General features: G+C 66.8%; 19 protein-coding genes. 11 read left to right on the forward strand and 8 right to left on the reverse strand.

Annotated features, from left to right (window positions below; genetic code table 11):
- Positions 1-123: 123 nt before the first annotated feature.
- Positions 124-534: a nuclear transport factor 2 family protein gene (locus tag OVA30_RS20935; protein ID WP_268176709.1), complete on the forward strand. Its 411-nt coding sequence runs from the start codon at positions 124-126 to the stop codon at positions 532-534.
- Positions 535-538: 4 nt separating this feature from the next.
- Here the strand turns inward: OVA30_RS20935 and OVA30_RS20940 are convergent, their stop codons facing one another.
- Both OVA30_RS20940 and OVA30_RS20945 read right to left on the reverse strand, forming a co-directional pair.
- Positions 539-1,240: a GntR family transcriptional regulator gene (locus OVA30_RS20940; protein ID WP_003598245.1), complete on the reverse strand. Its 702-nt coding sequence runs from the start codon at positions 1,238-1,240 to the stop codon at positions 539-541.
- 426 nt (positions 1,241-1,666) lie between these two features.
- Positions 1,667-2,122 carry a hypothetical protein gene (locus OVA30_RS20945; RefSeq protein WP_265223673.1) on the reverse strand — a complete coding sequence of 152 codons (456 nt, stop codon included), beginning with the start codon at positions 2,120-2,122 and terminating at the stop codon, positions 1,667-1,669.
- 950 nt (positions 2,123-3,072) lie between these two features.
- Between OVA30_RS20945 and OVA30_RS20950 the strand changes: the two genes are divergently transcribed.
- Positions 3,073-3,453, forward strand: coding sequence for a hypothetical protein (locus OVA30_RS20950; RefSeq protein WP_268176711.1), 381 nt, complete (start codon positions 3,073-3,075; stop codon positions 3,451-3,453).
- A 74-nt stretch (positions 3,454-3,527) separates the two neighbouring features.
- On the opposite strand, the gene OVA30_RS20955 is transcribed toward OVA30_RS20950, so the two are convergent.
- Both OVA30_RS20955 and OVA30_RS20960 read right to left on the reverse strand, forming a co-directional pair.
- Positions 3,528-4,499 carry a PAS domain-containing protein gene (locus tag OVA30_RS20955; protein ID WP_245296477.1) on the reverse strand — a complete coding sequence of 324 codons (972 nt, stop codon included), beginning with the start codon at positions 4,497-4,499 and terminating at the stop codon, positions 3,528-3,530.
- Positions 4,500-4,940: 441 nt separating this feature from the next.
- On the reverse strand, positions 4,941-6,275 hold the full coding sequence (locus OVA30_RS20960; RefSeq protein WP_268176713.1) for an MFS transporter: 1,335 nt from the start codon (positions 6,273-6,275) through the stop codon (positions 4,941-4,943).
- Between the two features lie 280 nt (positions 6,276-6,555).
- Between OVA30_RS20960 and OVA30_RS20965 the strand changes: the two genes are divergently transcribed.
- From OVA30_RS20965 to OVA30_RS20975, 3 genes are all read left to right on the forward strand, one after another.
- Positions 6,556-7,059, forward strand: a complete 504-nt coding sequence (locus OVA30_RS20965; protein WP_268176715.1) for a YciE/YciF ferroxidase family protein — start codon at positions 6,556-6,558, stop codon at positions 7,057-7,059.
- Positions 7,060-7,247: 188 nt separating this feature from the next.
- Positions 7,248-8,741, forward strand: a complete 1,494-nt coding sequence (locus OVA30_RS20970; protein ID WP_268176717.1) for a protein adenylyltransferase SelO — start codon at positions 7,248-7,250, stop codon at positions 8,739-8,741.
- 664 nt (positions 8,742-9,405) lie between these two features.
- Positions 9,406-11,181 (forward strand): acetolactate synthase 3 large subunit, encoded by a 1,776-nt coding sequence (locus OVA30_RS20975; RefSeq protein WP_056464365.1) that lies wholly within the window; start codon positions 9,406-9,408, stop codon positions 11,179-11,181.
- A 60-nt stretch (positions 11,182-11,241) separates the two neighbouring features.
- Here OVA30_RS20975 and OVA30_RS20980 read toward each other — a convergent pair whose 3' ends face one another.
- Positions 11,242-12,153: a methyltransferase domain-containing protein gene (locus OVA30_RS20980; protein ID WP_268176719.1), complete on the reverse strand. Its 912-nt coding sequence runs from the start codon at positions 12,151-12,153 to the stop codon at positions 11,242-11,244.
- A gap of 106 nt (positions 12,154-12,259) precedes the next feature.
- Between OVA30_RS20980 and ilvN the strand changes: the two genes are divergently transcribed.
- From ilvN to OVA30_RS21000, 4 genes are all read left to right on the forward strand, one after another.
- Positions 12,260-12,802, forward strand: coding sequence for an acetolactate synthase small subunit (gene ilvN / locus OVA30_RS20985; protein ID WP_003598264.1), 543 nt, complete (start codon positions 12,260-12,262; stop codon positions 12,800-12,802).
- Positions 12,803-12,864: 62 nt separating this feature from the next.
- Positions 12,865-13,509, forward strand: coding sequence for a glutathione S-transferase family protein (locus OVA30_RS20990; protein WP_268176720.1), 645 nt, complete (start codon positions 12,865-12,867; stop codon positions 13,507-13,509).
- Positions 13,510-13,732: 223 nt separating this feature from the next.
- A complete protein-coding gene (locus tag OVA30_RS20995) occupies positions 13,733-15,502 on the forward strand; it encodes an N-acetylglutaminylglutamine amidotransferase (RefSeq protein ID WP_268176721.1) in 1,770 nt (589 codons plus the stop codon).
- Between the two features lie 155 nt (positions 15,503-15,657).
- A complete protein-coding gene (locus OVA30_RS21000) occupies positions 15,658-16,497 on the forward strand; it encodes a class II glutamine amidotransferase (RefSeq protein ID WP_012255895.1) in 840 nt (279 codons plus the stop codon).
- A gap of 148 nt (positions 16,498-16,645) precedes the next feature.
- On the opposite strand, the gene OVA30_RS21005 is transcribed toward OVA30_RS21000, so the two are convergent.
- Positions 16,646-17,392 (reverse strand): sigma-70 family RNA polymerase sigma factor, encoded by a 747-nt coding sequence (locus OVA30_RS21005; RefSeq protein WP_003598272.1) that lies wholly within the window; start codon positions 17,390-17,392, stop codon positions 16,646-16,648.
- Positions 17,393-17,679: 287 nt separating this feature from the next.
- Here OVA30_RS21005 and OVA30_RS21010 point away from each other — a divergent pair, with 287 nt between their 5' ends.
- Positions 17,680-19,641 (forward strand): cytochrome C oxidase Cbb3, encoded by a 1,962-nt coding sequence (locus OVA30_RS21010; protein ID WP_326493622.1) that lies wholly within the window; start codon positions 17,680-17,682, stop codon positions 19,639-19,641.
- A gap of 154 nt (positions 19,642-19,795) precedes the next feature.
- Positions 19,796-20,062, forward strand: a complete 267-nt coding sequence (locus tag OVA30_RS21015) for a hypothetical protein (protein WP_003598276.1) — start codon at positions 19,796-19,798, stop codon at positions 20,060-20,062.
- Positions 20,063-20,282: 220 nt separating this feature from the next.
- Here the strand turns inward: OVA30_RS21015 and OVA30_RS21020 are convergent, their stop codons facing one another.
- A complete protein-coding gene (locus OVA30_RS21020) occupies positions 20,283-21,329 on the reverse strand; it encodes a response regulator (protein WP_268176725.1) in 1,047 nt (348 codons plus the stop codon).
- On the reverse strand, positions 21,326-21,772 hold the full coding sequence (locus tag OVA30_RS21025; RefSeq protein WP_015952952.1) for a response regulator: 447 nt from the start codon (positions 21,770-21,772) through the stop codon (positions 21,326-21,328). The genes OVA30_RS21020 and OVA30_RS21025 overlap by 4 nt, the downstream gene beginning before the upstream one ends.
- Position 21,773 lies beyond the last annotated feature (1 nt).

Consider the following 21,773-nt stretch of genomic DNA (forward strand, 5'->3'; position numbering starts at 1 on the left):
CGGAGCCCGCCGCCCACCAATTGTGCACAAAGTCGCGGCAAAGTGCATACACTTTCTGCATGCACGCGTGCCCCGGCGGCAGCATGTTCAGGGCACCACGGCCGAGACCAAGGAGATTGCGGTATGGACGCGAAGGAAACGGAGAGCGCGCGCGATGCAGCGGCGGTGACGGCCTATCTGGAAGCGTCGATGGTGCCCGATCCCGAGACGGCCGCGCGCTACATGGCGCCCGGCATCGCGATCGTCTTCACCGGCGGCCGGGTGTTCCACCATCCGCGCGAGGTGACGGCGTTCAACGCCGGGCGATACGCCTGGGTGAAGAAGCGGATGGAGCGGCTCGACGTGGTGCCGGGCGAGGGCTTCACCACAGTGTACAGCCTCGGCACCCTCTACGGCGCGTGGCCGGACGGCACCGCGTTCGAGGGCAACCGCTACGTCGACCGCTTCACCGTGCGGGACGGTCTGATCGTCTCGATGGAGGTGTGGAACGACAGCGCCGAGCGCCTGCTCGAACGGCAGGGCGGATCGGCCTGACCCGTCAGCCGTCGATGTAGGGCGCGAGCAGGCGGATGAGGTCGCGCTCGCGCCTGGGCTCCTTCAGGATGCGCGCCCGCTCGGCCACCGCGTCGAGATGGTGATCCATCAGGGTGGTTGCGCGCCCGGCATCGCCTGCGACGAGCGCCGCCACGATCTCCCGGTGCTCGCTCACCGCGCAGTCCGACGAGTGCGGCCGGCTGTAGAGCGACAGGATCAGGGCGCAGCGGTAGCCCAGTTCGGCGACGTAGCGGCGCAGAACCGGACTCCCAGTCATCTCGGCGAGCAGCAGGTGAAACTCGGTGGCGAGCCGGATCGAGGCCGCCTCCGGCCCGCCGCTCGCCTGCTCCTCGCCCGCGATATGTGCCTCCAGCACGGCCCGCTGCTCGGCGCTCAGACGACCGGCAAGGCGCTGGACCACGAGGCGCTCCAGACTGATGCGCACGTCGAAGGTATCGCGCGCCTCCTCCCAGCTTGGGCTCGCGACCACGGCGATGCGGTTCCGGCGCAGTTCAACCAAGCCTTCGCCCGCGAGTTGGCCGAGCGCCTGCCGCGCGATGGTCCGGCTGACGCTGAACCGCTCGCCGAGCGCGTCCTCCGGCAGTCGGTCTCCCGGGGTCAAGGCCCGCTCCACGATCGCCCGCCGTAGGGATCGGCAGATCGTTCCGACACGGTCGGTCGGGGAGTTCGTCTCACCCTGTCTCATCGCGGACGTGCATCAACCTTTTGACAGAGGGCAAACGTTCTCGACCGCGCGTGTCCGCTTCGAGCCGCCTGAACGCCGGTTCGCAGCAGATGCACAAATGGCGCCGGAGCGCCTCAGCCCCGTTTGCCCAGCTCGATGAACGGGCGCAACGGGTGGATGAGACGGCCCTTGCGGTCGGCCCCTGCCCCTTATCGGGCGCGTCGGTGAGTTAAACGCGAAGGTCAGCACCTCCGGGTGCCGCCCAATCGAACTGCGGGTGGAGAGCGCCGTGCATTCACGGTCTTCCACATCAAATAAATCAGAGAAAGCCGCCGGAAGCACTTTTGTTTATTCGTTTCGTCCAGGATGGAAAGTTGTTCAGTTTTCGGAAATATAATATTTGATGTGCAGATCGACACAAGGCGCACCTAATACAGTCGCGATGCGCTATGCTTTGCCGCCACGTGCGTAGGGGCGGGGCGTAAAATCATGGGGGCCGTCGGGGCGGGTCGGCAATGGCTCCTCTCGATGCTTTTCTCCGGTTGCCATCGCTTGGGCACGTTGCAACTCGGCTGTCCTTTCATCGATGGCGTCACGGCAGGACGGGAGGCCGTGCGCGTCGGCCGTCGTGCCGAGCATCAAGTGGTCCTGGTCGATGGACATCCGCCACCCGCGGTCCGATCCGTCTCGTGCGGTCATGGCGGCCACGCACCGGTCGAGGAAATCGAGGCGCCTACCATCGTCCGTGGAGGCCGCTTCGAGGGCTGCACAGATCAGGTCGGTCTCTTCACGGGTGAGCCAGACCGTCGATGTTCCGAAGCCCTGGCGCTCGGCCTCGGCCATCTCTTTCGAGAGGCGGTCTGCCAGCGCCTTGCGCGATAACCCGGGAACAGAAGCGGTCATGGGCGGCCTTCCATGCATCCGTTTCGCCTTTTCTCCCCCCGGCAGACAAGATCGGCATTCCGGCCCCGTCACAATCCGATGGATGCGCGTACCGCGCCCGCTTGTCGTTGTCCGTAAACGCGATTGGCACGCCCAGGGTGGCGGATTTCGAACAATCCGCTGGCCTCCGATTTTTGAATCATCTTCCCCGCACGAGGGCGCGTCCTATCGAGATTGAGCCTGTTCGGGGGGCTTGGAACGGTCCCATGCCTCTCCCGAGTCTGGCCTGCCCTGCCCTTCGGTGAAGTGTCTGCAACGGAAACCGGCTGGGCGCAGCGCTCGGCTCCTCGCTGCTGAAAGATAATCTGGAACGGACTGATCCGGCCGCCAGGCGCCATACAGGGCGGAGCAGGGTCGAAGGCGCGATCATCGCGACGTTCGCCGCGGGCATGATACGCCCACCGTTCGAAGGCTTGCGGTCTTGGCGTTCACCGCGCGCCATTCATGGCAACTGGGTGTGACCGCAGCCGAGGGAGCTGACGACCCAAGCGTCCGGAACGGCACGCTCGTCCCGCCAGCCGCAAAAAATTTCTCGATCCGGCGGTCAATACAATGCCGAGTTACGGCAACGAAATATACACCCGTGATCGTATTCGCGCGCCATACCACAGCCAAGGCGTGAGATTGGTGGGCCGACAACGATGAAGATGCCGACCCACCAGCCGCCGGCCTGACAGTATCGGCGCAGCCAAACAATTCAAATGATACTTTCTCCTGTTGTCAAGCTTCGCCGATGGGCGCTGACTATTTCGTGATCTTGGACCGATTGCATCTGTCCGGCGGCGCCGCGGTCGTGGTTGCTGCGCGACCTGTGGACCGTCGCGCGCCCTCTGCGTGTACCCGAAGTCAATTCTTCAAATGCGACCAGTCACGTATACACCCTCGCAACCGCGGCTTCGTAGAACGCAGCCATGGGTTCACTTGCCGCCGAGCTCCGACTCCTGGGTGTGGCCGCCGCTCTCGGCGGCTTGCTGGTGATGATGTTGGCTGGTGAGCCGAACATCGCTTCGGTGGGCTGGGGCTTCGTCGGTCTCATTTTCTTCGGAGCGACCCGGCTCGTCCTGTACCGTAAGCCGGCGCCGGCGATTGCAAAGAAAGCGGTCGCCGTGGAGCCAGCGCACCCGACGGACACGACGCACGGGAGCGAAGCCAGCCTTCCCGTTGCTGCGGTGCCGGGCGATGTCCATGCCGCACTCCACCGCAAAGTTCGCCTGATACGCCCAACAAGCCCGATGCTGGCCTCCTCGGTCCTGCCCCGCTCACGGGTTGCCCGGTCGCCGTCGACGACCTGATCGCGCAGGCTGGATCGGCGTCGGGCCGGGGATCGGGGCAGCATTCCGTCTGCGCGCGAGGCGAGCGGGACGGCTCAGACTTTCCCGAGGGCGATCGTCCCGTCATCCATGAACGAGAAGACGATCCCGTGCGTCCGCAAGGCCCTCATCGCGGCCTGCAACGCGCGCCGGGAGGCACTCACGTCCTCGTCCTCGAGCCGGCGGACGGTCGAGAACGAGAGTCCGGCCGCTTCGGCGAGTTGCTGCATCGACCAGTCGAGCAGAGCGCGACCCGCCCGCAAATGGATGCCGCGGACAAGCTGCTCCAGGCTCTCGCGCATGACACCGGGCACGGCCCCGTCGAGATGGAGCGGCGCGATGTAGTTCACCCAACCCTCGTCGGCGCCGCTCGCGTTCCGCATCGGCACCATCACCATGCGATAGGGTACGATCTCGCCGCTTGCCAGAATGAGACGCGGACGCGTGTGGACGACCTGCCGCGTGAGGTAGAGTTCTCGACCGTGGTCGCGCCAACGCGCACGTTCCTCCTTCAGGACGGGCAGCGTCGGCTCCTCGAGCAGGGCCTGTCTCGGCAACCCGACCAGCTCCAGCCACTCGGGGGAAAAGTCGGTGTAGGGGTAGACGGCGGTGACGGAGGTGAACGCCCTGGTCTGCTCGAAGAGGGCTCTCTTGCGCCGACGGTCCGCGGCCTGCGCGCGCGCCAGCATCTCACGGTCGCTCACATCGATCAGCACACCCATGGCCTGAAGCGGGCGCCCGTCCGCCGCCATGACCACCTCGCCGCGGCTCATCACCGTGCGCAGCGTTCCATCCGGGCGGATGATCCGGAAGGTCTGCTGGATCATGTGGCCGGTCTGAAGCAACTCCGACGTCGAGGTGATGCTGTCCCGGTCCTCCGGATGGACGAGGGCGAAGAGCAGGCCGTATTCCGCTCGGGCTGACGTCGGTTCGAGGCCGAGAATGCGAAACAGACCCGGCGACCAGACGTGCCGATCGGTGGCGAAGGTCCACGACCACGTTCCGGTCAGGCCGAAGCCTTCGACCATGCGAAGGATTTCGTGGGGCATGATCGGGGACACGGCCGCGGGCATATCCCGGTTTCTCTAACGAGCGAATGCGTTCTTGCGACCAGATTGTGCGCTGGCGCTCCAGTTGTGACCTCGATAGCAGAGGAGCGCTGACAGCGGACCCAACATATATTGACGCATTTGCAATTCAGCTTTTCCTTCCGGGAGAAGGTGTGAAAGGACTCGCTCCAAGATGCGGCGCGATAACGATCGCCGCATTCTCATCCACCAACCGGTGTCCTGGATACGGGCCATTCTGCTGAGAGATGGCTGAGGGAAAGCTTGCCGCCCCTGATCCGGCAACGCGCTGACTTCCGTTTTTTCGGTTCGGTCCTCGGCGACAGGGTCAGCGCCGCCTGTCCGCCACCCTTTGGGGGCTCGACGCCTATCTGGCAGATCGCCGCGCGGTATCCGTCGGTATCATTGTTGATTTGGCGCCAGTCGAGGGGCTCCGTCGGGGTTTCGGGCCGGTCCGGCATCCGCGCTCGCGCCCGTATCCCGCGCGATGTCCCGGCCGAGGCGGAGAACCGCGAGCCCTGCCAGAACCAGCACGGCGGCAACCGCTGCCAACGCGTCGTCGAAGCGGCCGGTCGCATCGCGGATCCAGCCCATGAGGGCGGGTCCGGCAAATCCGCCGAGACTTCCGAGCGCGTTGATCAGAGCGATGCCGCCCGCGGCCGCGCTGCCGGTGAGGAGGCGGGTGGGCAATGTCCAGAAGGTCGGCAGAGCCGCGAAAACGCCGAGCGCCGCCGCACTGAGCGCGGCAATGGTCAGGAGCGGTGTGCCGGCCCGGCTCGCGGCGAAGAGAGCGAGGCCGGCGGCCACGGTCGGGATCGCGACATGGCGGGTGCGCTCACCCGTGCGGTCGGAATGGCGCGTCCAGACCAGCATGCCCGCAGCCGAGACGATGTAGGGCACGGCGGTCACGAACCCCGTTGCCGTCGTCGTGAAGCCGAAGCCGCTTACGATCTGCGGCAACCACAGGCCGACGGCGTAAAGTCCGGTGCTGAGCCCGAAATAGACCAGCCCGAGCCCGAGCACCCGCGGGTCGAGCAGGGCTGCACCCAGATGCGCCGTCCGGTTCGGGCTGAGCCGGCGATCCTCGGCCATCCGCGCCACGAGGCTCGCCCGCTCCTCGGCGGTCAGCCACGAGGCGCGTTCCGGCCGGTCGGTCAGCACGAACAGGGTCGCGATGCCGAGAAACAGGCTGGGTGCGGCTTCCAGCAGGTAGAGCCACTGCCAGCCCGCGAGCCCAAGCCAGCCGTCGGTCAGGCTCATGACGAGGCCCGAGAGCGGCGCACCGATCGCCGCCGAGAGCGGCACCGCCATCATGAAGGTGCCGACGATGCCGGCGCGCTGTCGGGCGGGAAACCAGTAGGTGAGATACAGGATGATGCCGGGGAAGAAGCCGGCCTCGGCGAGCCCGAGCCCGATGCGCACGAGGTAGAACGACCATTCGCCGACGACGAGCGCGGTCGAGGCCGAAACCAGCGACCACGTCACCATGATCCGCGCGATCCAGAGCCGCGCCCCGACCCGCTCCAGGATCAGGTTGCTCGGCACCTCGAAGGCGACGTAGCCGAGAAAGAACAGACCCGCCCCGAACCCGTAGGCCGTCGCCGACAGGCCGAGATCCCGGTTCATGGTGAGTGCGGCGAAGCCGACATTCACCCGGTCGAGATAGGCGAAGAAGTAGCACAGCATCAGGAAGGGCAGCAGGCGCCGCGCCACCTTGCTCGTGAGCGCATCCGCCATGCCGTCACCCCGTCCGATCGCCTTGCCGCATGCCGTGCGCGGGGATCTCGTAACGGACTTGCCGAGGGCCGGATAGACGCGTTTCAGGCCCCGCGACGGCTGTGACCGCAGGGCGAGGCAGGAATGGGAAAATAGAACTATGTTGTCCCAAACGTGAAGCGAAGCCGTTGGCGATATCAGGCCCTCTGGCCGGCATATCGGAACCGCCGCAGCGCCGTTGGGATTCCCCTGTGATGGGACGTGCTCAGGCATGGGCCCGAGACTATTACAGGAGGACGCCATGGGTCTGTTCACGAAGGACATCAAATCGCTGGACGACCTCTTCGTGCACACGTTGCAGGACGTCTATTACGCCGAGAACCAGATCTCCAAAGCTTTGCCGACGATGATCGGGAAGGCGACGAACGCGCAGCTTCGCCAAGGGTTCGAGACGCATCTGCGCGAGACGGAAGGGCAGATCAAACGCCTCGAACAGGTGTTCGAAATGCACGGCCACAAGCCGAAGGCGGTCAACTGCCCCGCCATCGACGGGATCATCAAGGAAGCCAACGAAACCGCCGGCGAGGTCGCCGATAAGGAAGTGCTGGATGCCGCCCTGCTCGCGGCGGCGCAGGCGGTCGAGCATTACGAGATCGCCCGCTACGGCACCCTCGTCGCCTGGGCCAAGCGGCTCGGCCGCGACGATTGCGCGGCGGTCCTCCAGCAGACGCTCGACGAGGAAAAGGCGACTGACCAGAAGCTCACGGCTCTGGCTGAGAGCCGGGTGAACCAGAAGGCGGCCTGACCCCCGACGAGAGGACCGCCGCAGTTCCGTCACCGGTCGGCTCTGATCGGATCGGCAACCCGACGATCCTCTCGTGCCGGACGTCGCAGTCCTCGCGCCTTCCGGCGCGGGGCCCTTGCGCTCGGCCCGGCCGTTCCATTTGCTCTGTCCGCGTCTCACACCGAGCCGCCTTCACACCGGTACCGCCGATGACCGCCCTCTTTCCGTTCGACAACAGCTACGCGCGCTTGCCCAGCCACTTCTTCGGCCGGGTCGCGCCGACGGCGGTCGAGGCGCCCCGGCTGATCCGGCTGAATCGGGCGCTCGCCGTGGATCTCGGCCTCGATCCCGATCGGCTCGAAAGCCCGGAGGGCATCGAAGTCCTGGCCGGACGGCGGGTTCCGGAGGGCGCGGAGCCGCTGGCGGCGGCCTATGCCGGGCACCAGTTCGGGCAATTCGTGCCACAACTCGGCGACGGGCGTGCGATCCTGCTGGGCGAGGTCGTCGGTCGCGACGGGCGCCGCGATATCCAACTCAAAGGTTCTGGCCCGACCCCGTTTTCCCGCCGGGGCGACGGGCGCGCCGCCCTCGGGCCGGTGCTGCGCGAGTATCTCGTCAGCGAGGCGATGCACGCCCTCGGCATTCCGACCACCCGCGCGCTCGCGGCGGTGACCACCGGCGAGCGGGTGATCCGCGAGACGGTGCTGCCGGGCGCGGTGCTGACCCGGGTCGCATCGAGCCATATCCGGGTCGGGTCGTTCCAATTCTTTGCCGCCCGCGGCGACGTCGAAGGTCTGCGCGCGCTCGCCGACCACGCCATTGCGCGCCACGATCCTGAGGCGGCGCGGGCCGACAATCCCTACCGCGCCCTGCTCGATGGCGTAATCCGCCGGCAGGCCGCGCTGGTCGCGCGTTGGCTCACCGTCGGCTTCATCCACGGCGTGATGAACACCGACAACATGTCGATTGCCGGCGAGACCATCGATTACGGTCCCTGCGCTTTTCTCGACACCTACGACCCGGCAACCGCCTTCAGCTCCATCGACCGCAATGGGCGCTACGCCTACGGCAACCAACCGCGCATCGCCCTCTGGAACCTCACCCGGCTCGCGGAGGCGCTGCTGCCCCTTCTCTCCGAGGACGAGACGCAGGCCGTTGCCGAGGCCGAGGCGGCGCTGACCGGCTTTGCCGGTCAGTTCGAGGCCGCCTATCACGGCGGATTGAACCGCAAGCTCGGTCTCGCCACGACGCGCGACGGCGATCCCGCGCTTGCGGGCGACCTGCTGAAAACCATGGCCGAGAACGAGGCCGACTTCACCCTCACCTTCCGGCGCCTCGGCGAGGCTGTGCCGGGACCCGATGGCGAACCGGATCCGGCCGCTGTCGAAGCCGTGCGGAGCCTGTTCATCGATCCGACCGCCTACGATCGCTGGGCCGAAGGCTGGCGCAGGCGGCTCAAGGACGAGGCCGGCGATGCCGCCGCCCGGCGGCAGATGATGAGGGCCGCCAATCCCGCTTTCATCCCACGCAACCACCGCGTCGAGGAGATGATCACGGCCGCGGTTGAACGGCAGGATTTTGCACCCTTCGAGACGCTGTTGACCGTCCTCGCACGCCCCTACGACGACCAGCCGGATTTCGCTGAGTATGCCGAGCCTCCGGAAGGCGGCGGGCGCGGATATCGCACCTTCTGCGGAACCTGAGAAAGAATTTTTTCAATTCAGTATGTAACTCGCAATAATCATAGAATGCAGGTGTCATGCATTCAGCTTTGAATGCTTCTGAAAAATACAATAGAGGCGAATTACTCGATATTGGTGCGCCTCTAATTGCCCTCCTCGATCTATCATCCTCTGCGATGTGGTCGAAGGGCTCATCATGGCGCAAACCGTCCGCTCACCCCGGACGGTTCGACTGACGCCCGCTGGCCGGGATGCGCTGGTCGGCATCCGAACTGTCGCGGCAATCGGAGGGTCTCCGCGCCGAGGTGACGCACTGCCCATGGGCGGTGCGGGCGGCCTGACACGGTGGAGCGGCGGGACGCGTATTGAATACAAGCTTTGTCGCCGCAAATACGGGATATGCGGATTGACGGGAGGGTGCGCATCGCTTACTCCGCGCCCCTCACCTGCAGGATGTCACGTGCAGGGCGCTCGCCGAAACTCGGCGGGTCAGCGGTGAACGGATCGACGATGCGCACGGTTCTTATCGTAGTGGAAGCGCCACAGACGGGGCGGGCTTGATCTCAAGCCTGACAGGCCCGGTCGGTGGCGCATGCAGGGTCCCTCGGGGCCCTTTTTTATTGCGCGAAATCCAGCGGGCCGGCATGCGGATCGGAAGACGAAGAACGGATTGATGGAGGAATCGATGAGCGGCGAGGTCATGACCGGGGCCCAGATGGTCATCCGGGCGTTCCAGGATCAGGGCGTGGATACCCTGTTCGGCTATCCGGGCGGCGCGGTGCTGCCGATCTACGACGCGCTCTTCAACGAGACCAAGATCCAGCACGTGCTGGTGCGCCATGAGCAGGGCGCGGTCCACGCGGCCGAGGGCTATGCCCGTTCGTCGGGCAAGGTCGGCGTCGTCCTCGTCACGTCCGGCCCCGGTGCCACCAACATCGTCACCGGCCTCACCGATGCGATGCTGGACTCGATCCCGCTCGTCGCGGTGACGGGTCAGGTTCCGACGCACCTGATCGGCTCCGACGCGTTCCAGGAATGCGACACGGTCGGCATCACCCGGCACTGCACGAAGCACAATTACCTCGTCAAATCGATCGAGGACCTGCCGCGTATCCTGCACGAGGCGTTCTACGTCGCCAGCCATGGGCGCCCCGGCCCGGTCGTGATCGACCTGCCGAAGGACATCCAGTTCGCGAGCGGCGTCTACTCCCGCCCGGCGCAGGACGGCCACAAGACCTACAACCCGCCGGTGAAGGGTGATTCCGAGAAGATCCGCGCAGCGGTCGAGCTGATGGCCGGCGCGCGGCGCCCGGTCTTCTACACCGGCGGCGGCGTCATCAATTCGGGCCCGGAAGCCTCGCGGCTGCTGCGCGAGCTGGTCGCCGAGACCGGCTTCCCGGTCACGTCCACGCTGATGGGCCTCGGTGCCTTCCCGGCTTCCGATGACAAGTTCCTCGGAATGCTGGGCATGCACGGTACCTACGAGGCCAACCTCGCGATGCATGACTGCGACGTGATGATCAACATCGGCGCGCGCTTCGATGACCGCATCACCGGCCGCCTCGACGCCTTCGCGCCGTTCTCGAAGAAGATCCACGTCGATGTCGACGCTTCCTCGATCAACAAGGTCGTGAAGGTCGATGTCGGCATCCTCGGCGATTGCGCCGCGGTGCTGGAGGAGATGCTCGCCCAGTGGCGCGCGCTGCCGAAGCAGCCCGACAAGGATCGGATGGAGGACTGGTTCAACAAGATCAGCCGCTGGAAGTCGCGCGACTGCCTCGCCTACTGGCCCTCGGGCACGATCATCAAGCCGCAATACGCGGTGCAGCGGCTCTACGAGGCGTGCAAGGATCGCAAGACCTTCGTCACGACCGAGGTCGGCCAGCACCAGATGTGGGCTGCGCAGTACTTCAAGTTCGATGAGCCGAACCGCTGGATGACCTCGGGCGGCCTCGGCACCATGGGCTACGGCCTGCCGGCGGCGATCGGCACCCAGCTCGCCAACCCGGACGGCCTCGTCATCGACATCGCGGGCGAAGCCTCGATCCTGATGAACATGCAGGAGATGTCGACGGCGGTGCAGTACCGGCTGCCGGTCAAGATCTTCATCCTGAACAACGAGTATATGGGTATGGTGCGCCAGTGGCAGGAGCTGCTGCACGGCTCGCGCTACTCGCAGAGCTACTCGGAGAGCCTGCCGGACTTCGTGAAGCTGGCCGAGGCCTACGGCGCCAAGGGTATCCGTTGCGAGAAGCCCGGTGAGCTCGACGCGGCGATCCAGGAGATGCTGGACTATGACGGTCCGGTCATCTTCGACTGCATCGTCGACAAGAAGGAAAATTGCTTCCCGATGATCCCGTCGGGCAAGGCACACAACGAGATGCTGCTGTCCGACTATCTCGGTGAGACCGGGGTGGAGATCGGCGACGTCATCTCGGCCGAGGGCAAGATGCTGGTCTGATCGGCCCCGCATCGCGCGAACGCCCGGATCGCCATGCCCAGCGTCGCCCGTTTCGATCGGTCAGGACCTCCGTCCGCGGAGGCGCCTGACCCATCGGCCCGCTGCCGCGCGGGTTCGCTTCGGCCAACCCGCGGGCGGTGGAAGGGCGTCGTGCCGGCGCGGGTCCAGCTGGGGCACTGTGGCGGCGCGCTCCGCGGCGGTGAGGTCGCTGCGCTTGCGCAGCAGCACGAAGAACTCGGTCTCGTACGGACGGGTCGGCTCCAGGGTCGCGCATTCGTACGGGAGCAGGTCGAGGGCGAGCAGTTCCGTAAGGGCGCGGGCGAAGCTGTACGGCGTGAACACTGTGCAGTGGACGTCGATGTGCACGCCGCTCGCGATGGCGGTCGCGGTGGCATCGAGAGCCGCCGGCGGGCCGCCGACGATCGGCCTGTCCGGAGCTGGCTTGCCGCGCCACGTGGCGCGCACGTCGATCTCGCTGGCCCTGGCGAAATGTTCGTAGACGGCCTCGGGCGGTGGCGTGCGCAGCCGCAGCAGATGGGCGGCGACGAGCGCGCCGACGCTGCTCGGCGTGCGGAAATGGTCGAAGGTGAAGCGCTTGTCCGGCACCATCAGGCAGAACACGCCGCCCTCGTTCAGGGCGTCGCCGCATTCCCGCAGCCAACCGATGCAGTCGGGAACGTGCTCGACGACGTGCGAGGCGACGATGTAATCGACCGGACCGCGCGAGCCGAGCGCCCGCGGAAGCCCGCCTTCTCCGAGCACGACATCGACGGGAACGATCCCCTCGATGCCGGCGGGGCCGAGGGTCGGGTGGTCGCGGTACTGGTGGCGCAGCCCCTCGGTCGAGAGGTGATCGGCATAGAGGACGTTGCCGTCGCTCTTGAGGAGGATTGGGCGAGTGAGCGGCCCAAGCTCGACGCCGGTTCGGCCCTGCGGCCGGACGAGATTCAAAACACGCTGACGCCGATCCATGGCGCGGCCGGTATCATGCCATCGGCAGGCGGGTCCAGCACTCGAGTGCCGACCTGAGGTGGCGCAGGTGAGATCGTAAGAAGATCAAGTTGAGGGACGCGACGAAATGAATGCGATGAACACCCACTACCCCGAGCCCACGCGGATCGAGAGCGTCAACCGCCATACCCTCGCGGTGGTCGTGGACAACGAGCCCGGTGCGCTGGCCCGCATCGCCGGCCTGTTCTCCGGCCGCGGCTACAACATCGAGAGCCTGACGGTCTCCGAGACGGAAGAGGCGCGCCACCTCTCACGCATCACCATCGTCACCACCGGCACCAACGCCGTGATCGACCAGATCAAGGCGCAGCTCGACCGCCTCGTGCCGGTGCACCGCGTCGTCGATCTGACGCTTCAGGGGCAGGCGCTGGAACGCGAGCTGTGCCTCGTGAAGGTGGCCGGCACCGGCGAGCACCGGAGTGAGGCTCTACGCCTCGCCTCCGCCTTCGGCGCCCGCACCCTCGACGCGACGCTGAACTCCTTCGTGTTCGAGCTGACCGGCTCGACGGAGGAAATCGACCGCTTCATCCGCCTGCTCAGCGTGATCGGCCTCGTGGAGATCTCCCGCACCGGCATCGCCGCGATGGGGCGCGGCGCGGAGCCGCTGTAACTGGGCGTTCCCGCGGACGGCGCTATCCTTCGGGAGGCGTCGTCCGCAGCGATAAGAAGCCCATGACCGCCCGCACCCTCTACTACGCCCCCGGCGCCTGCTCGCTCGCCTCCCACATCGTGCTGGAGGAGATCGGCGCGCCCTACGAGACCATTCGCCTCGACCTCGCCAAGGGCGACCAGCGGGCGCCGGAATATCTCGCAATCAACGAGCGCGGACGCGTACCGGCCCTCTACGAGGAGGGCTGGGTGCTCACCGAGAACGCCGCGATCCTTCGCCACCTCGCCCGCTCCCATCCGGAGGCCGGCTTGCTGCCGGAGGATCTGCGCGGGCAGGCGGTGGCCGACGAGTGGATGGCGTGGCTCTCGACCGGGCATCACATCGCCTACGCCCATGTCCGCCGGCCCGAACGCTACAGCACCGACGAGGCCGCCTTCCCGGAGATTCGGGCGAAGGGTGCCGACACGTTCGGCGATCTCTGCACCATGACCGAGGTGCGGCTTTCCAACGGCGGCTGGGCGCTCGGCGAGCGCTACAGCGTCGTCGATGCCTATCTCCTGGTGTTCTGGGTCTGGGCCCGCGGCCCGACGATCGGCTTTGATATGCCTGCGCTCTTCCCGGCCTGGACGGCGCATGCCCGCCGCATGGCCGAGCGCGCCGCGGTGCGCGCCGTCTTCGCCCGCGAGGGGCTGGCTCTGCCGGCCTGAGACTTCGGCACGCGGTCCGCCGTTCAACCCCGCGTTAGCGTGTAGCAGGCGAAAGCGCGGCACGTGGCGCGGGAATCGCTTGGCCGCGACACCGGAAGCGACCTCACCGTGTGGAATCGAACAAAGGTGAGGGTTTCGCGGGCGGCATGGAACGCGCCGGGCGCGACTCGGTTCTGTCGCTCAGGTTCAATGACCGAGGACGAGACGAGGGCGGCTGGCGGCGATGTGCGGGATCTGCGGAGAGATCAATTTCGGCGGGACAGCCGATCCGAACGCCGTGCGGGCGATGATGGAGGTTCTGCGCCCCCGCGGTCCTGATGCCGGCGGGCTCCATGGCCAGGGCGGCGTCCTGTTCGGCCATTGCCGTCTGAAGATCATCGACTTGTCGGAAGCCGGCCAGCAGCCGATGGTCGATGCCGAGCTCGGGCTCTCAGTCGTCTTCAACGGCTGCATCTACAACTACAAGGACCTGCGCGAGGAGCTCGTCGGCAAGGGCTACCGCTTCTTCTCGACCAGCGACACCGAGGTGGTGCTCAAGGCGTTTCACGCCTGGGGCCGGGACTGCGTGAAGCGCTTCCTCGGCATGTTCGTCTTCGCCGTCCACGAACGCGATACGGGCCGGGTCACGCTCGCCCGCGACCGGCTCGGCATCAAGCCGCTCTACTACGCCGAAACCGGCAAGCGCTTCCGCTTCGCCTCCTCGCTGCCGGCCCTGCTCGCAGCGGGCGACGTCGACACCACGATCGATAAGGTGGCGCTCCACCACTACATGAGCTGGCACGCGGGCGTGCCGGCACCGCTGACGATCCTCAAGGGCGTGCGGAAGGTCCACCCGGCCACGACGCTGACGTTCGAGCCCGATGGCTCGCGACGCGAAGAGACCTACTGGTCGCTTGTGGTCGGTCCGCGCGAGGAGGACCGCCACAGGACCGAGGCGGATTGGCGTGCAGCGGTGCTCGCCTCGCTCACCACGGCGGTCGCGCGCCGTCAGATCGCCGACGTGCCGACCGGCGTGCTGCTGTCAGGCGGGCTCGATTCGTCGGTGATCGTCGCCCTGCTGGCCAAGAGCGGTCAGAGCGGCCTCAAGACCTTTTCGGTCGGCTTCGACGCGGTGAACGGCGTCGAGGGCGACGAGTTCAAGTACTCCGACATCATCGCCGAGCGGTTCGAGACCGACCACGCCAAGCTCATCGTGGACGGCTCGCGCACGCTGGAGGCCCTGCCGGCGGCGATCCATGCCATGGCCGAGCCGCAGATGAGCCACGACGCGGTGGCCTTCCTTCTGCTTTCGCAGGAAGTCGCCAAGCACGTGAAGGTGATCCAGAGCGGTCAGGGCGCCGACGAGGTGTTCGGCGGTTACCATTGGTATCCGAAGCTGATGGGATCGACCGACCCGACGACGGATTACGCCAACGCCTATTTCGACCGCGACCACGCGGAGATGCGCGAGGCGCTCACACCCGATTTCGTGGACGAGGATTACAGCCGCGACTTCATCGCCCGCTTCTTTGCCGAGTCGCAGAGCGCGAGCGCCATCGACAAGACCCTCGACCTCGATCAGCGAATCATGCTCGTGGACGATCCGGTCAAGCGGGTCGACAACATGACCATGGCCTGGGGGCTCGAGGCACGTGTCCCCTTCCTCGATCACGAACTGGTCGAACTCGCCGCTCGCATCCCCGCCGAACTGAAGGTGCGCGACGGCGGCAAGTACATCCTCAAGGAGGCCGCCCGCGCCGTGGTCCCGGCCGAGGTGATCGACCGGCCGAAGGGCTACTTTCCGGTCCCGGCCCTGAAGCACATCCGCGGGCCGTTCATGGAGTTCGTGCGCGACGTTCTCGACCGACCGGCCGCCCGCGAGCGCGGTATCTTCAACCGGGCTTACGTCGATCGCCTGCTCGCGGATCCCGACGGGACGCTGACGCCGAAGGGCAATTCCAAGCTCTGGCAGGTCGCGCTGCTCGAAGCGTGGCTGCAATCGCACGGCATCTGATCCGCCACTCCTGCGTTGCCCGCATGAACCGCCGCGCCGAAATTCGCCGGCGCGGGCGGCATCACTCACAGTGACGTTGATCCACCACGATCTTGGATTCTCCACGATCTTGGCCGATGCGCACTGCGCTGGAACGCTGCGGGAGACCCCAAACGATGTGTCGCTGGATCGCTTATCGAGGCCGCACGATCCCGCTCGAGCATTACGTGACCGAGCCGGCGCATTCGCTGGTCTCGCAGAGCATCAAGGCGCTCGAATCGACCGCGAGCACCAACGGCGACGGTTTCGGCCTCGGCTGGTATGGCGACCACCCCGAACCCGGCCGCTTCCGCGAGGTGCAGCCGGCATGGTCCGACGAGAACCTGCGCTACATCTGCCGCCACCTGCATTCGCACCTGTTCTTCGCCCATGTGCGGGCGGCGACCGGCACGCCGATCACCCGGCCGAACTGCCACCCCTTTGCCTGCGGGCCGTGGCTGTTCATGCATAACGGCTATATCGGCGACTGGGCGCGGCTGCGCCGGCCGATCGAGGCCCTGATTCCCGACGAACTCTATCCCTCGCGCAACGGCACGACCGATTCGGAGGCGCTGTTCCTGGCGATCCTCGGCCAGGGTTTGATGGCCTCGGAGGTGAAGCGCGACCCGATCACCGCCACGACGCGGGCGCTTGCTGCGGTGACGGAACTGGTCGGCGGCATCGAGGGCGGGCACCCGTTCCGCTTCACCGCGGCGCTCGCCGATGGACGCGACCTCTACGCCTTCCGCTACGCCGCCAACGATGCGGCCAACAGCATGTATTACCGCCAATCGGCGGATGGCGTCGTCGTGGTCTCGGAGCCGTTGGACAAGGAGCACGCGACCTGGACCCCGGTGCCGGACAACAGCGTCGTGATCGCTCGTAAGGACGCGCTGGTCGAGGTCGTATCGCTGAAGGAGTTCGGCCTCGCCCGGACGTCCCGCCTGCCGCAACTGCAGATGCAGATGAGCGCGTGACCGGGCACGGCGCCGAGCCGCGCTCGGCGCCGTCGACCCTGAGGGCCTAGAGCCCTACCCGACCTGATTGACTCAGGCCGGCGCCCCTCGGTCCTTGTATTGCCGCGTATTCTTTGACGAAGCGGTAGCCGCTTCGCCGGGCCGCGCTTCAGGCCATCCAGGTCGAGCCGCTGACGGCGGACAGCGTCATGCTGTCGGAGCCGACATCGGCGGCGCTGTAACCGAGGATCTGCGCGAGCTGCTCCCGGGCACGCCAGACCCGGCTCTTCACCGTGCCGATGCGGCAGTTCATGACGGTCGCCGCCTCCTCGTAGCTGAGGTTCTCGATCGCCACGAGGATCAAAGCCTGCCGCATCGGCAGGGGAAGCTTGGCGAGCGCGGTCTGCGCGTCCATCAGATCGACATGGCCCGACTGCTCGGGTGCCGCGGCGAGGCGCTCGGCGTAATCGCCGTCGCTGTCAGCGACCTCGCGCACCTCCTTGCGGTGGCGCGAGTAGAAGGCGTTGCGCATGATCGTGAACAGCCACGCGCCGAGATTGGTGCCGACGGTGAAACGCGCACGGCTGCGCCACGCCCGCAGGAACGTATCCTGCACGAGGTCGTCGGCGGCCGACGGGTTCTTCGTCAGCGACATGGCGAAGTTGTAGAGGCGCGGCGTCATCTCGATGATGGCGGACCGGAACGATTCCTCGTCCTTCCCTTCCTGGGCGACGAGGACGGTTTCCAACCTGGCCAGCAAGGCGTCGAAGCGACCGGCTTCGACACCCGGATTCCCCGGCATCTGCGCATAGGCATCGGCGAGAAGCGCTCCGAGGCGTTGCTGGACAGCAGCAGGGAGCGTCGGCACCTCGTCATCGGGGTGCAAGGCGAGGTCGTCGAGGGTCGTCTTTGGCATCAGGTCCTGTGGCTGGTCACGGACGCGCGCGTGGGTTCGTGCCCCAACGCCGGACTTGTCTCGCGATTTGCCGTCCCCTGCGCCAACATAGATTATCAGGGCTCGAAAGAGCGTATCGGCGTACAGACGAATAGGCAGGCGGTCCAAATCCAACGGCGCTCGCGGTCGAACCCGTGTGAAAGCCAGCCTCACGTTCTTTTTTTCCAGTCGCGTCGAACGAGCGGCGGCGATCACGGTTGAAACTGCGCAGTTTCGCGACCGCGTCGTGAGGGGGATCGTGCATCGTAATGGGTCGGCCACTTCGGGTAATCGTGATTTCCGCGGCCGCCATCGGCACCGTTCTCGTCGCCGGCTCCCTGGCCCGCTTCAGTTACGCGCCGATGCCGGAGGCAGGCGACCTTCTCAATCCCGAACGCTCCCCGGTCGAGACTGCGTTCGACGTCCTCGGCCGCCGCATCGCACGGGACGAGGCGGAGCGGCTGAAAGCCACGCCGGAGGGACGTGCTGCCCTGTCGCCGGAGAGCGGCGCCGTGGCGATCGACGACGCGCTGGTGAGGCGGGGCCGCGAGGCGTTCTATCGCGAGACGTTCGGCAACGAGGTGTTTCTCTCCGACGTGATGGGCATGCTCGACGGGGGGCTGACGCCCTTTGAGGTGGCGCGCGCCATCCTCATGCTCGGCGGCGCCGGCACCACCAACCTGAAGGTCCGCATGGCCCGCGACGTCACCGTGGGCGATCGGGTCTGGAAGACGGGCGAACTCGTCCCGACGGGCCTCGACGTGCCGCGCGGCTCCCCCTTCATCCTCGGCATCCGTACCTTCTACGACCGCGGACATCTGCGCATGGGCATCACCTGCGCGCTCTGTCACACGGCCGTCGATCCGCAATCGGGCAAGGTGGTGGAGGGCGCGCCCAACACCGATCTCAATGCCGGTCTGCTGATGGCGCTCGCCAGCAACGCGACCGCCTACTTCATGCACGGCAGCGCCGACCCGTCTGCCCATCCCGGCGATGCGGCGCGCAGCGTCATCACCGAGGACGGTGCGAAGACCGCCCTCCCCGATCCCGCCCGGTTCGAGGCTGCGGCCAAGGTGGAGGTCGCGAGCTGGCCCGCTGGCAGCTTCGATTCCTCTGCCGACCGCGAGACCAATCCGACCTCGATCCCGTCGAGCTTCTCGGCCTACGGCGAGCCCTATAGCTGGAGCGGACGGGCCGGGATCGGACCATTCAAGGGGCTGTCGGCGCTGAACAACAACGTGCACGCGGCCAATTCCGACACGACCCAGCAGACGAAAGCTGCCAAGACGCTGTTCGGGCTCGATCCGCAGGTCTATCTCGGCACGGTTCTGCAGGGCGCGGCGGTCGCGGCCCTGCGCTACGATCCGGCATCGGGTAAGCGCCCGACGGATGTACTGGAGGCGGCCGACCCGACTCCGGGGGCGCCCGGCCTCAACAGCTACGCCGTGCTGCCGTCGTTCCCCGCTACCAACTACATGACTGACAACGGCCTGCTGGCCTCGGTCCCCGGGGAGCCGGCCAACTACGCCAACAACGCCATGTCGGCTTTCCAGAACCTGTTGCGCGCGCCCGAGCCTTCCCTCGATGCCGAGCGGGTGAAGAGCGGGCGGGCAGTGTTCGAGCGCGCTGGCTGCGCCGGTTGCCATACCGGGCCTGCGCTCACCAACCATCGGGTTATCCCCGTGGCGGAGATCGGCACGCAGCCGAGCCGCGCGCACTCGACCGTGCGGATGGAGGCGCGCCTCGCCCCGCCGGCGATCTTTGCCACCGACACGCCCTTTCCGCTTCCGCCCGATCCCAAACTCGTGCCGATCCCCCTAGAGGGCGACGCGCTCAAGCAGGTGCAGCTTGCCTGGGCCCATGCCGGCACCGGGGGCGGCTACAAGGTGCCGAACCTCGTCGGCCTCGCCTGGAGCGCACCTTATCTCCACGATTCCGGCGTCGCGGTCGGTGCCGACGCTGACGCGCAGCTCGGCGTTCCAGGAACGCTCGATGCGGGCATCCCGCCTGATCCGGCCAACAGCTTGCGGGCGCTGGTCGATCGCAACCTCCGCGCAAAGGTCGTTTCGGCGAACAAGGCTTCAGCAAAGGCACGCACCGCGCGCGTCACGGGCGAGGGGCACGCCTACTGGGCCGATGCCGAGGCCGGAGTTTCAGGCGAGGAGCAGGCGGATCTCGTCGCCTATCTTCTCTCGGTCAACCTCCTGACCGAACCTGTGCCGGTGCCATGACCGCGACCCTCCCTCGGTCCGGGCCGCCGCTGCGACGCATCGCCCGAATTGCGTTTCGCGGTGATCCGACACGGCTGCGGCTGGTTATCTTCGATCGATCCGGCAACCGTGGCTCTCCCACGGCGTGAGCCACCCCAGCGAATGAGCCCGAACCATGAGCGTTTTGGACGTGCTCCCGCTCCTGGCCTTCCTGGCACCGATGCCGCCGATCCGGCCGGAGCCGCCATCGCCTCCGCGGATGCCGGATTGGTTTCCCGCCTTCATCATGGGCATGACCGTGTTCATCATGGTCGCGCCGATGGTCGCCATCTGGGGCTTCCATCGTTCCGAGCGTTCGTTCCGCTCGACCTGCGAAGCGGCGGGCGGGCAGGTCGTACACGCCTCGCCGGCCGACGACGCGGTTCGTTGCCGCCGATTCTGAACAGCCGGGTTTCGCTGAAGCCGGACTCTTCGTTTCGGATCGCGAGACCCCACAAAAAAGCCCGCACCGGCCGAGCCGGGCGGGTCGAAGTCTCGGAGAAACAGGCAGGAGACCTGTTGAGCGGGTAACCGGCTTCGTCGGGCGCGGTTCATCCATTGAATCGAGAAAGTGCCCTGCAGCCTTGCGCTTTAGGCGCCGCTTCCAGGTCCATCACTCCGAGTCAGGCTTGGAACGACAAGACGGCGCGGGTTCCGCTTGAGCCGGGAACGTAGGTCAGCACCGAGCGCAGGTTGGAAGCCATGGCCCGGATGATGCGCGAACCGAGGCCGGTGCCCTTCGCCTCCCCCTCCCCTGTCCAGCCGATCCCGTCATCCTCGACGGCAAGCGAGAGCGTGTCGGGGCCCTCGCGCATCACCTGGACGCGGATCTCGCCCTGTGTCTCGGCGGGATAGGCATACTTGTAGGCGTTGGTGACGAGTTCGGTGACGACGACGCCGAGCGAGACCGCCTTGTCGGTGGCCAGCCGGATCGGCTCCGCGCGCAGCCGGATGGCATGGTCGCGCCCGGACGCCTTCATCGCGAGCTGCAGCTCCTCGACGAGCCCGGTCAAGTAGGCATCGAGCTCCACGGCTTCGACATCCTCCGACGTGTAGAGCCGGCGGTGGATGCCGGCGATGGCCGAGATGCGGGCCTGCATCTCTTCCAACGCGTCCTTGGCCGCCGGGTCCGTCACCGCGTTGGTCTGCATCCGGGCGAGGGCCGCGACGAGGGTCAGGGAATTGGCGACACGGTGGTTCACCTCGCGCAGCAGCAGCTCTGCTCGGTCGCGCGCCTCGCGGACGGCGGCTTCCGCCCGCTCCTTGTCGCGCCGCAGAGCCTCCTGGCGCAGGGCGGTATCGACCGCCTCGCCGAGCAATTCCCGGAACTGGCCCTGCACGTCCTTCCACACGTAATCGACCGCGCCCGCTTTGAGGGCGGCGACCGCAACCCGGCTATCCTCGGAGCCGGTCACGTAGATCACCGGCGGCGCGTCGGGCAGAGCCCGGAGCAGCGGCAGCAATTCGAGCCCGGTCCGGTCCGGCATGTGATGGTCGAGGGCGATGAGGTCGATCTTGCCCGCCTGCGCCCGCGCCAGCCCGTCCGTGCCGCTCGCCGCCAGTTCGACATGGTGCCCCCGTGCCTGGAGCGAGCGCTGAACGAGGCGCCCGAGGCCGGGATCGTCGTCGATATAGAGGATGCGGCAGGAGGCGGGGGGCGCGTCGCTCATGAGTTCTCGGGAACCTGAATGACCGAGAAGAACAGCCCGAGCTGACGGATGGCGTTGGAGAAGCCCTCGTAGTTCACGGGTTTGGTGATGTAGACGTTCGCCCCGAGATCGTAGCAGCGCTGGATCTCGCGGCTGTCGTCGGTGGTCGTGAGGACGACGACCGGCGAACGCTTGGTGTGCGGATTGGCCTTGATCCGCTCCAGGATGTCGATGCCGGTCATGTCGGGCAAGTTGAGATCGAGCAGGATCAGGAGGTGGCGCCGCCCGCTCACCTCGCCGGTGCCGTCGGCCCCGAACAGGAATTCGAGGGCCGAGGTCCCGTCGCGAAACGGCAGAATCTCGTTGTTGACCCCCGCGCGCCGGATGTTGCGCTCGATCAGCCGAGCATGACCCTCGTCATCCTCGATCATCACGATGCTGACGGTATGAAAAGGGGGCTGCATC

This window comes from Methylorubrum sp. SL192 (assembly GCF_026672325.1).
GTDB classification, from domain to species: domain Bacteria; phylum Pseudomonadota; class Alphaproteobacteria; order Rhizobiales; family Beijerinckiaceae; genus Methylobacterium; species Methylobacterium extorquens.

Excerpts from the sequence above, each read along its gene's own strand:
- OVA30_RS20995 (WP_268176721.1), top strand. The coding sequence starts at position 13,733 with ATGTGCGGGATCTGCGGAGAGATCAATTTCGGCGGGACAGCCGATCCG.
- OVA30_RS21000 (WP_012255895.1), top strand. The coding sequence starts at position 15,658 with ATGTGTCGCTGGATCGCTTATCGAGGCCGCACGATCCCGCTCGAGCAT.
- OVA30_RS21020 (WP_268176725.1), bottom strand. The coding sequence starts at position 21,329 with ATGAGCGACGCGCCCCCCGCCTCCTGCCGCATCCTCTATATCGACGAC.
- OVA30_RS20965 (WP_268176715.1), top strand. The coding sequence starts at position 6,556 with ATGGGTCTGTTCACGAAGGACATCAAATCGCTGGACGACCTCTTCGTG.
- OVA30_RS20970 (WP_268176717.1), top strand. The coding sequence starts at position 7,248 with ATGACCGCCCTCTTTCCGTTCGACAACAGCTACGCGCGCTTGCCCAGC.
- OVA30_RS20945 (WP_265223673.1), bottom strand. The coding sequence starts at position 2,122 with ATGACCGCTTCTGTTCCCGGGTTATCGCGCAAGGCGCTGGCAGACCGC.
- OVA30_RS20980 (WP_268176719.1), bottom strand. The coding sequence starts at position 12,153 with ATGGATCGGCGTCAGCGTGTTTTGAATCTCGTCCGGCCGCAGGGCCGA.
- OVA30_RS21025 (WP_015952952.1), bottom strand. The coding sequence starts at position 21,772 with ATGCAGCCCCCTTTTCATACCGTCAGCATCGTGATGATCGAGGATGAC.
- OVA30_RS20950 (WP_268176711.1), top strand. The coding sequence starts at position 3,073 with ATGGGTTCACTTGCCGCCGAGCTCCGACTCCTGGGTGTGGCCGCCGCT.
- OVA30_RS21015 (WP_003598276.1), top strand. The coding sequence starts at position 19,796 with ATGAGCGTTTTGGACGTGCTCCCGCTCCTGGCCTTCCTGGCACCGATG.
- OVA30_RS20975 (WP_056464365.1), top strand. The coding sequence starts at position 9,406 with ATGAGCGGCGAGGTCATGACCGGGGCCCAGATGGTCATCCGGGCGTTC.
- ilvN (WP_003598264.1), top strand. The coding sequence starts at position 12,260 with ATGAATGCGATGAACACCCACTACCCCGAGCCCACGCGGATCGAGAGC.
- OVA30_RS20955 (WP_245296477.1), bottom strand. The coding sequence starts at position 4,499 with ATGGTCGAAGGCTTCGGCCTGACCGGAACGTGGTCGTGGACCTTCGCC.
- OVA30_RS20990 (WP_268176720.1), top strand. The coding sequence starts at position 12,865 with ATGACCGCCCGCACCCTCTACTACGCCCCCGGCGCCTGCTCGCTCGCC.
- OVA30_RS20940 (WP_003598245.1), bottom strand. The coding sequence starts at position 1,240 with ATGAGACAGGGTGAGACGAACTCCCCGACCGACCGTGTCGGAACGATC.
- OVA30_RS21005 (WP_003598272.1), bottom strand. The coding sequence starts at position 17,392 with ATGCCAAAGACGACCCTCGACGACCTCGCCTTGCACCCCGATGACGAG.
- OVA30_RS21010 (WP_326493622.1), top strand. The coding sequence starts at position 17,680 with ATGGGTCGGCCACTTCGGGTAATCGTGATTTCCGCGGCCGCCATCGGC.
- OVA30_RS20935 (WP_268176709.1), top strand. The coding sequence starts at position 124 with ATGGACGCGAAGGAAACGGAGAGCGCGCGCGATGCAGCGGCGGTGACG.
- OVA30_RS20960 (WP_268176713.1), bottom strand. The coding sequence starts at position 6,275 with ATGGCGGATGCGCTCACGAGCAAGGTGGCGCGGCGCCTGCTGCCCTTC.